General features: G+C 75.9%; 8 protein-coding genes. 3 read left to right on the top strand and 5 right to left on the bottom strand.

Annotated features, from left to right (window positions below):
• The first annotated feature begins 224 nt into the window (after positions 1-224).
• Together OO48_RS29740 and OO48_RS29735 are read left to right on the top strand one after the other, a co-directional pair.
• Positions 225-1,256 (top strand): LacI family DNA-binding transcriptional regulator, encoded by a 1,032-nt coding sequence (locus OO48_RS29740; protein ID WP_081952481.1) that lies wholly within the window; start codon positions 225-227, stop codon positions 1,254-1,256.
• A gap of 149 nt (positions 1,257-1,405) precedes the next feature.
• Complete coding sequence (locus OO48_RS29735; RefSeq protein ID WP_081952480.1) at positions 1,406-2,023, top strand: polysaccharide deacetylase family protein; 618 nt, start codon at positions 1,406-1,408, stop codon at positions 2,021-2,023.
• A 284-nt stretch (positions 2,024-2,307) separates the two neighbouring features.
• On the opposite strand, the gene OO48_RS29730 is transcribed toward OO48_RS29735, so the two are convergent.
• Together OO48_RS29730 and xylB are read right to left on the bottom strand one after the other, a co-directional pair.
• Positions 2,308-3,582: an ROK family protein gene (locus OO48_RS29730; protein ID WP_051733102.1), complete on the bottom strand. Its 1,275-nt coding sequence runs from the start codon at positions 3,580-3,582 to the stop codon at positions 2,308-2,310.
• Positions 3,583-3,746: 164 nt separating this feature from the next.
• Positions 3,747-5,174 carry a xylulokinase gene (gene xylB, locus OO48_RS29725; protein WP_033221890.1) on the bottom strand — a complete coding sequence of 476 codons (1,428 nt, stop codon included), beginning with the start codon at positions 5,172-5,174 and terminating at the stop codon, positions 3,747-3,749.
• 237 nt (positions 5,175-5,411) lie between these two features.
• On the opposite strand from xylB, the gene xylA reads away from it, so the two are divergent.
• Positions 5,412-6,578, top strand: a complete 1,167-nt coding sequence (gene xylA / locus OO48_RS29720) for a xylose isomerase (RefSeq protein WP_033221888.1) — start codon at positions 5,412-5,414, stop codon at positions 6,576-6,578.
• A 97-nt stretch (positions 6,579-6,675) separates the two neighbouring features.
• Here the strand turns inward: xylA and OO48_RS29715 are convergent, their stop codons facing one another.
• From OO48_RS29715 to OO48_RS29705, 3 genes are all read right to left on the bottom strand, one after another.
• Positions 6,676-7,695: an NADPH:quinone reductase gene (locus OO48_RS29715; RefSeq protein WP_033221886.1), complete on the bottom strand. Its 1,020-nt coding sequence runs from the start codon at positions 7,693-7,695 to the stop codon at positions 6,676-6,678.
• Positions 7,696-7,779: 84 nt separating this feature from the next.
• A complete protein-coding gene (locus tag OO48_RS29710; protein ID WP_033221884.1) occupies positions 7,780-8,673 on the bottom strand; it encodes an aldo/keto reductase in 894 nt (297 codons plus the stop codon).
• Positions 8,670-9,227, bottom strand: a complete 558-nt coding sequence (locus OO48_RS29705) for a TetR/AcrR family transcriptional regulator (protein WP_051733101.1) — start codon at positions 9,225-9,227, stop codon at positions 8,670-8,672. The genes OO48_RS29710 and OO48_RS29705 overlap by 4 nt, the downstream gene beginning before the upstream one ends.
• Positions 9,228-9,347 lie beyond the last annotated feature (120 nt).

Below are 9,347 nucleotides of genomic sequence, written 5' to 3'. Positions count from 1 at the left end.
GCCCTCCCCCGCCCCGCCCGCCCCCCTGCCTGCCCCCGCCTGACCCCCACCGGCCCCCGCCTGACCCCCCGGCGGGCCGATTCGCCCCTCTCCAACCCGCCTAGCACCGCAAACATTTCGAACAGTGCGCGAATGTTGCGGTGACGCTACGGTGCCCGGCCGGGGCGGGTCAAGGCCGTCGACCCGCCCCACCCGCGTCCGCCGGGGGCGCTACTATCCGAGCCATGAGCGCTGCAGAACTCGAACCCGACCCCGCACCGACCCTGTCGGAGATCGCCCGGGCGGCCGGCGTCTCGGCTCCGACAGTTTCGAAAGTGCTGAACGGCCGGGCCGACGTCGCGCCCGCGACCCGCGCCAAGGTCGAGGAGATCCTGCGCCGCACCGGCTACCAGCGCCGCCGCACCTCCGCGCCGCCGTCCCGGCTGCTCGACCTGGTCTTCCACCAACTGGACAGCGCCTGGGCGATGGAGGTGATCCGGGGCGTGGAGAACGTCGCCCGGGACGAGGGCCTGAGCGTGGTGCTCTCCGAGTCGGCCGGGCGACTCACCCCGGGGCAGACCTGGGTGGACGGGGTGCTGGCCCGCCGGCCGGCCGGCGTGGTGCTGGTGCTGTCCGAGCTGGACGCCGCCCAGCGCGACCAACTCACCAGCCGTGACATCCCGTTCGTGGTGCTCGACCCGGCCGGCGATCCGGCCGAGGGGGTGCCGGCCGTCGGCACCGGCAACTGGCAGGGCGGCCTGGCCGCCACCCGGCACCTGCTCGACCTGGGCCACCGCCGGATCGGGATGATCGCCGGCCCGTCCGGCATGATGTGCAGCCGCGCCCGGGTCGACGGCTACCGCACCGCGCTGGGCACCGCCCGGCTGCCGGTCGACCCGGAACTGATCCTGGAGGGCAACTTCCACCACGAGGCCGGGTACGCCGCCGCCCGCACCCTGCTCACCCGGCCCGACCGGCCGACCGCCATCTTCGCGGGCAACGACCTGCAGGCCCTCGGCGTGTACGAGGCCGCCCGCGAGCTGGGCCTGCGGGTGCCGGAGGACCTGTCGGTGGTCGGCTTCGACGACCTGCCGCTGGCCCGTTGGGTCGGGCCGCCGCTCACCACCGTCCGCCAGCCGCTGGTCGAGATGGCCGAGACGGCGGCCCGGCTGGCCATCGGGCTCGGCCGGGGCGAGCAACCCACCGCCACCCGGGTCGACCTGGCCACCAGCCTGGTCGTCCGGGCCAGCACCGCCCCGCCGCCGGCCGAGGACTGAGCGACACGCCCCAACTCTCCTGCGCGGTCCGGACGTTCCGGGCCGCGCAGAGCGGTTGACGCCCCCGCCGGGCTCCCCTACCGTCGTCCGGGTCAGATCGTAACATTCGACAAGTATTCGAAACTTTCGGATCGATCGAAGGGAGCACCATGGCCGAGCCCACGTCCGCCACCAGCCCGCTGCCGTCACTGCCGGCGTCGTCACCCGCGCCGGCCGGCACCCTCGCGCTGACCTTCGACGACGGTCCGCACCCCGATTCCACGCCCGCGCTGCTCGACGCCCTGACCGCAGCCGGCCACCGCGCCACCTTCTTCCTGTGCGGCGCGCAGGCCGAGCGCCACCCCGAACTGGTCCGCGCCCTGGACCGGGCCGGGATGGCGATCGCCAACCACAGCTGGTCGCACCCGTCCCTGCCGGGCCTGCCGCCGTCCGCCGTCCACGACGAGATCCACCGCACCAACCGCCTCCTGGCGGCGCTCACCGGCCGCCCGCCGGTCCTGTTCCGGCCGCCGTTCGGCGACACCTCCCCCGAGGTGCGGCAGGTCGCCGCCGACGCGGGCCTGGCCGAGACGCTCTGGGACGTCGACCCCCGGGACTGGGACGGCGCCGCGCCCGACGAGATCGTCGCCGTCGTCGCCGCGGCCCGCCCCGGCGACACCGTCCTGCTGCACGACCACGGCAACCGCAACACCGTCACCGCGCTGCCCGCGGTCCTCGCCGCGCTCACCACCCGCGGCCTGCGCTCGACCGTCCTGCCCGGGCACTGACCGGACGGACGCCCCGCAGCCCGCACCCCCTCCCCCAGGCCCCGGTGGCCGGACGCACCCGCCCAGCACCACGCGCCCGGCCACCGGCGGAACCACCCACCACCGCCGGAGCGCCCCGGCGAGCCGACGAGACACCGACGGCAGCGTCAGCGGCGCACCGGCGTGCCGCCGACGGCCGCGGCGATCAGCGTGGCGTCGTGGAGCACGTCCGGCGGGACGTCCCGGCCGGTCCCGCGCCGGTCGGCCCCGCCGTCGCGCGTCCGCGCGGACAGCGGCGGCCGCGGTCAGACCGCCTCGGGCAGCCAGAGCCCGGCCGGGTCGGAGTGCAGGCGGCGGACGGTGACCAGGGCCGCGCCCAGGACGGGGCCGCGGCGGCCCAACGGCGAGGCGCGCAGGGCCTCTTCGGGCCAGGGGCGGACCCGGATCAGCCCGGCCAGCTCGGCGCGCATCGCGGGCAGCAGCCACTTCGCGAGGTCGGCGTAGCCGCCGCCGAGGACGAGCGTGGCGGGGTCGAACAGGTTGACCGCGGCGGCCAGCGCGGTGCCGAGCGCGGTGCCCGCGTGCTCCAGGGCGCGCCGGACGTCGGCGTCCCCCTCCTCCGCGCGTCGGGCCAACTCGGCGATCGGGTCCGGCTCCTGACGGTGCGCCGGGTACGCCGCCCCGCCGGGTCCGTCCGGTTCGTCGACGATCCCGGCGGAGCGCAGCACGGCGGCCAGTCCCGCGTACGGTTCGAGGCAGCCGCGGGCGCCGCAGGAACAGGTGCGGCCCTGGGGGCGGACGGTGAGGTGGCCGAGTTCGCCCGCGAAGCCCTGGACGCCGTGGAACAGCCGCCCGTCCAGGACGAGCGCGCCGCCGATGCCCTCGCCGGCCGAGATGTGCACGAAGGTGCCGCTGCCGGTGCCCTGCCAGAGTTCGGCCAGCGCGCCGAGGTTGGCCTCGTTCTCGACGGCGGGGGCGGCGCCGGGGCCGGGCCACAGTTCGGTGACGTCGACCTGGTGCCAGCCCAGGTTGGGGGCGTGCTCGACCCGGCGGCCGGGGCTGCCCAGCGGGACGCTGCCGGGGACGGCGAGCACCCGTCCGACCACCCGCAGGCCGAGCGCGACGGCCTCGTCCTCGGCCCGGGCGGCGAGTTCGGCGAGTTCGGCGAGGGTCTGCTCGGCGGGGCGGCCGGCGTTGGCGGCGGGGCGGTGCAGTTCGACCCGGACCTCGCCGCGCAGGTCGATGACGCAGGCGCTGAGGTGCTCGACGCCGATTTCCAGGCCCAGCCCGGCCGGGCCGTTGCCGTTCAGGACCAGGGCCCGGCCGGGGCGGCCGACCCGGCCGCTGCGTTCGAGTTCGCCCTCCAACAGCAGTCCGCCGCCGATCAGTTCGTCGACCAGGCTGGAGACGGCGGTGCGGGTCAGCCCGGTGCGGCCGGCCACGTCGGCCCGGGAGAGCGGGTGCGCGGCGGCGACGGTGCGCATCACCAGGGCGAGGTTCTGCCGCCGCATGTCCTGCTGCGAGGCGGGGCCGCGCCTGGCCGCCAGGTCGCCGGCGGGCTGCTGCCCGTCCTCTGTCACGTCTGCCCCGTCCCTCCGTGCCGCCGTCCGGGCGCCGCCGTCCGACCGCCTGTGTACGTCCGTACGCCTGTGTGTCCGGGCCGCGCCGGTCGGTCCGCACCGACCGCGCCGCCCGCCCCGACCGCGCCGGGCCGCCCGTTCGGAGCGGGCGGCCCGGCGTCGCGTCAGTGCGTGCCGTCCCCCTGCAGGGCGGCCGTCTGCGAAATGGTAGTCGCGATCCGTTCGAGCGCCGCGTCGTCCCTGGTCAGGGCGGGCAGCACGGGGCCGTCGGCGGTGCCCCAGCGGCGGGCGACGGCGTCGGCGCGCTCGCCGGTGAGCAGCGCGGCGGCCTGGGCGGCGGCGCCGAGGGCGACCAGTTCGCGGGCGGCGGGCAGTTGGACGGGGCGGCCGGAGAGCCGGCGGACGGTGTCCTGCCAGGCGCGGCCCTGCGCGCCGCCGCCGATCAGCAGGATCGGCTGCTCGGGGTCGGCGGCGCCGGGGCCGTCGACGGCGAGCACGTCGTCGAGGGCGGCGAGCAGCGAGTACGCGGCGCCGTCGTAGGCGGCCTGGAGGAGCTGGCCGGGGGTGGTGTCGTGGCGCAGGCCGTGCAGCAGGCCGCTGGCGTGCGGGAGGGCGGGGGTGCGTTCGCCGTCGAGGTAGGGCAGCAGGACGGCGGTGCCGCCGGGTTCGACGTCCTGGCGGTCGCGGCCGAGCAGGGTGGCGATCCGGTCGACGGCGAGGGTGCAGTTGAGGGTGCAGGCGAGCGGCAGCCAGCCGTCGAGGGCGTCGGCGAAGCCGGCGACGGTGCCGGTGGGGTCGGCGGGGCGGTTGCGGGTGACGGTGTAGACGGTGCCGGAGGTGCCGAGGCTGAGCACGGGGACGCCGGGGGCGAGGCCGAGGCCGAGGGCGGCGGCCATGTTGTCGCCGGTGCCGGTGGCGATCGGGGTGCCGGGGCGCAGCGGCCCGCCCGGGAGGGCGTGTCCGGCGGCGGTGCCGGCGGGGGTGACGGCGGGGAGCAGGGCGGGGTCGAGCCCGATGTGGTCGAGGACGGTGGCGTGGTAGCCGTCGGGGGTCCACCAGCCGGTGCCGGAGGCGTCGCCGCGGTCGGTGGTGGCGGTGCCGGTGAGGCGTTCGGTGAGGTGGTCGTGCGGGAGGCGGACGGCGGCGGTGCGCTCGGCGTGCTCGGGTTCGGTGGCGCGCAGCCAGGCCCACTTGGCGGCGGTGAAGGAGGCGCCGGGGACGCTGCCGAGCTCGGTGGCCCACCACTGGGCGCCGAACTTCCGCACCAGCTCGGCGGCCTGGGGCGCGGAGCGGACGTCGTTCCAGAGCAGGGCGGGGCGGACGGGGCGTCCGTCGGCGTCCAGGGTGACCAGTCCGTGCTGCTGGCCGCCGATGGCCAGGGCCTGGGCGCGGTCGGCCCAGCCGGTGGCGGCGACGGCGGCGGTGAGGGCGTCCCACCACTGGTCGGGGTCGCTCTCCTGGCCGTACCGGGAGTCGACCCGGTGGGCGGCGCGGCCCTCGCCGAGGACCTTGCCGGTCTCGGCGTCGACGGCCAGTGCCTTGGTGGACTGGGTCGAGCTGTCGACGCCGATCACCACCTGCGGGTGCGCCATGGGCGTTGCTCCTGTCTGCGGTCGTCCGGGCCGTGCGGGAAGCGTTTTCCGGATGGGTGGGTGAAGTGCGTTCCGCGTGGGGGCTTCCCTCGCGGGCTCGCTCATATTAATTTGTCTTCCGGCCTGACGAATAGCCCCCAATCTGGGTTACCGTCGGTTCCGAGCCCGACCCGTGTCGGGCCCCGGTCGATCCCTCGGTCGATCCACCCGGTCGATCAACAGCGTTTGGAGTACGCGATGAGCCAGCTCACCCCCACCCCCGCCGACAAGTTCACCTTCGGCCTGTGGACGGTCGGCTGGCAGGGCCGCGACCCGTTCGGCGACGCCACCCGCCCGGCCCTGGACCCGGTCGAGACGGTGGAGAAGCTGGCCGCCCTCGGCGCGTACGGCGTGACCTTCCACGACGACGACCTGGTGCCGTTCGGCTCCTCGGACGCCGAGCGGGAGGCGATCGTCAAGCGCTTCCGGGCCGCCCTGGAGTCCACCGGCCTGCGGGTGCCGATGGCCACCACCAACCTGTTCACCCACCCGGTCTTCAAGGACGGCGCGTTCACCGCCAACGACCGGGACGTGCGCCGCTACGCGCTGCGCAAGACCATCCGCAACATCGACCTCGCGGTCGAGCTGGGCGCCAGCGTGTACGTCGCCTGGGGCGGCCGCGAGGGCGCGGAGCACGGTGCGTCCAAGGACGTCCGGGTGGCCCTCGACCGCCTGAAGGAGGCCTTCGACCTGCTCGGCGACTACGTCACGGAGCAGGGCTACGACCTGCGCTTCGCGATCGAGCCGAAGCCGAACGAGCCGCGCGGCGACATCCTGCTGCCGACCATCGGCCACGCGCTGGCGTTCATCGACCGCCTGGAGCGCCCGGAGCTGGTCGGCCTCAACCCGGAGGTCGGCCACGAGCAGATGGCGGGCCTGAACTTCCCGCACGGCATCGCCCAGGCGCTGTGGTCGGGCAAGCTGTTCCACATCGACCTGAACGGCCAGTCCGGCATCAAGTACGACCAGGACTTCCGCTTCGGCGCGGGCGACCTGCGGCAGGCGTTCTGGCTGGTCGACCTGCTGGAGTCGTCCGACTACGAGGGCCCGCGGCACTTCGACTTCAAGCCGCCGCGCACCGAGGACTTCGACGGCGTGTGGGAGTCCGCGGCCGGCAACATGCGCAACTACCTGCTGCTCAAGGAGCGCGCGCTGGCCTTCCGCGCCGACGCCGAGGTGCAGGACGCGCTGCGCGCCGCCCGCCTGGACCAGCTCGCCCAGCCGACCGCCGCCGACGGCCTGTCCGCGCTGCTGGCCGACCGCTCCGCGTTCGAGGAGTTCGACGTCACCGCGGCCGCCGAGCGCGGCATGGCCTTCGAGCGCCTCGACCAGCTGGCCATCGAGCACCTGCTCGGCGCCCGCTGACCGGCACCCGCCGACCGGCCGGCCGGCTCCCGCCGACGGAGCCCGCCGACCGGAGCCCGTTCCGCTCGACGGCCGGCCCCCGCCCGGGGGCCGGCCGTCAGGCCGTGACGTCCACCAGCACCTTGCCGACCGCGCGCCCCTCGACCGCGCGGTGCGCGTCGGCGGTGCGGTGGAGGGGGAAGCGGATCAGCGGCAGTCCGTGCTCCTCGCCGACCGGCAGCGCGCCGTCGCGCACCGCGGCGGCGACGTCCTCGACGGCCGCGGCGCGGGCCCGCGGACCGGCCAGGTAGAGGATCAGGAACTGGAGGCGCGCGTTGAGCACCATGTGCCGCGGCACGTCCAGTTCGACCGGTCCGCCGCCGTCGTTGGCGTAGGTCGAGATCGTGCCGCGCGGGCGCAGGACGGCCAGGTCCAGGGCGAGGTTCGCGCCGAGCGCCACCTCGGCGACGACGTCCACGCCGTCCGGGGCGACCCGGCGGATCCCGGCGGCCGGGTCCCCCTCGCGGTAGTTGACCACGTGGTGGGCGCCGGCGGCGGTGGCCAGCCGGGCCTTCTCCGGGCCGCTGACCGTGGCCACCACGGTGGCTCCGGCCCACCGGGCGAGCTGGATCACCGCGTGCCCGACCGCTCCGGCCCCGCCCGCGGCGAGCACCACCTTCCCGTCGAGCGCGCCGGGCCGCAGCCGCCCCGGGCCGTCCTCGGCGACGGTGAGCGCGCGGTGCGCGGTCAGCGCGGGGACGCCGAGCGCGGCGCCGACGTCGAAGCCGACCCCGTCGGGCAGCGGTACGGCCTGTTCGGCGGGTACGACGGTGAACTCGGCGGCGGTGCCGGTGGGCCGCCCGGCGGCGGCCATGAACAGCCAGACCCGCTGGCCGATCCGGCTCCGCTCGACGCCCTCGCCGACGGCGTCGACCGTGCCGGCCCCGTCGTGGTGCGGGGTGGTCTCGGGGAAGCCCCTGGGGTGGCCGGCGCCGGAACGCGCCTGCCAGTCGGTCGGGTTGACCCCGGACACCGCGACCCGCACCCGGACCTCGCCGGGGCCGGGCTCGGGCCGGTCGCGGTCGACGAGCCGGAGCACGTCGGGGGCGCCGTTGGCGCGGTGGACGATGGCCTTCATGATCCTCCTCGGTACCTGCTGGAACGGGACTTCACGGGCGCGAGCGTGGGCACGGCACGGGTGCGAGCGCGGTGGCGGGCCCGGTCAGCCGATGGCGACCTCGCTGGAACGGGACTCGACGCCGTCGAGGACGGCGAGGGTCGCGGCGTCCAGGCCGATCCCGCCGACCGCGAGGTTGGCCTCCAGGTGGGCGGCGTCGGCGGTGCCGGGGATGAGCAGCACGTTGGGCGCGTGGTGCAGCAGCCAGGCGAGGCCGACCTGGGCGGGCGTGACCCCCAGGGACCGCGCCACCGCGCGCACCACCGGCTCGTCGGTCACCTTGGGCAGGCCGGGGAAGGACCCGCCGAGCGGGAAGAACGGCACCCAGGCGATGCCCTCGGCCGTGCACAGCCGCAGCATCTCCTCGTCGGCGCGGGAGACCAGGCTGTAGGCGTTCTGGACGCAGGCGATGCCGGCGGGCAGGGCGCGGCGCAGGCCGTCGAGGGTGACGCTGCTCAGGCCGATCGCGCCGATCTTGCCCTCGTCTCGCAGGGCGGTCATCACCGCGAGCTGGTCGTCCAGGTCGACCACCTGGTCCCCCTCGGGGCGCAGGCCGGGGCCGGTGTCCAGGCGGCGCAGGTTGACCACCGCGAGCCGGTCGGTGCCCAGGCCGCGCAGGTTGTCCTCGACGCTGGCGCGCAGCTGCTCGGGGCGCTGGGCCAGGCGCAGCGGCAGGCGCCCGCCGGGGGCGGGGTCGGCCCCCACCTTGGTGACGACCAGGACGTCGTCCTCGGGGCGCAGCACCTCGCGGATCACCTCGTTGGCGAACCCGGAGCCGTAGAACTGGGCGGTGTCCACGTGGTCGACGCCCAGTTCGACCGCGCGGCGCAGCAGGGCGACGGCCCGGTCGCGGCGGTCGTGCAGGCGCTCCAGCTGGAGGGCGCCGTAGCCGATCCGGTGGACGGCGCGTTCGGCCAGCGAAGCGGTCGGGGTGGTCACGGTGCCGTCTCCTCGATCGGTGTCCGCAGGGCGGTGTACAGCAGTTCGGCCTGGTAGAGCGCCATGAGCCGGTGGGCGATCGGGGCGGCCAGCTCCCGGGCGGGGGCCGGCTCGTGGTGCTCGACCTTCACGAGCCAGGCCGTGACGCAGTCGTGCAGCATCGCGCGCATCCGGTCGGTCGCGTCGGTGACGATGTCGCGGACGGCCGGGTCGGTGGTCGCCTCGCTCCAGGTCTGCACGCCGACCCGGGCGTGGACGGGGTCGATCGCGGCGGTCAGCCGGGAGAGCAGCTCGTCCGGGTCGGGCGGGACGTCTGCCGCGGCGTACTCGCCGATGGTGTCGGCGCGCCTGACGAGCATCTCGCGGGCGGCGCCCCGGACCAGGTCGGCCTTGTTGCGGTAGTGCGCGTAGATCGAGCCGGTCGAGAGGCCGGACTCGGCGCTGATGTCGGCGATCGAGGTCCGTTCCAGGCCGTTGCGGCTGAAGCAGCGGACGGCGGCGTCGGCGATCTGCGCGCGCCGGAGCTCTCTGCGCGCGTCGGTGAGGCGAGGCATCGCACCTCCGTAAAAAGAATGATGGTTCTGCTTGTGAGGAACACTAGCAGAATCGCCATTCTTTTTGGGCCGGTCGCCGCCGCGCGGGCGGGCCGCACCGGCACGACCCGCCCCCGCCTC

The organism is Kitasatospora phosalacinea (assembly GCF_000716545.1).
Classification (GTDB): domain Bacteria; phylum Actinomycetota; class Actinomycetes; order Streptomycetales; family Streptomycetaceae; genus Kitasatospora; species Kitasatospora phosalacinea.
This window is presented reverse-complemented; position numbering and strand designations above follow the sequence as displayed.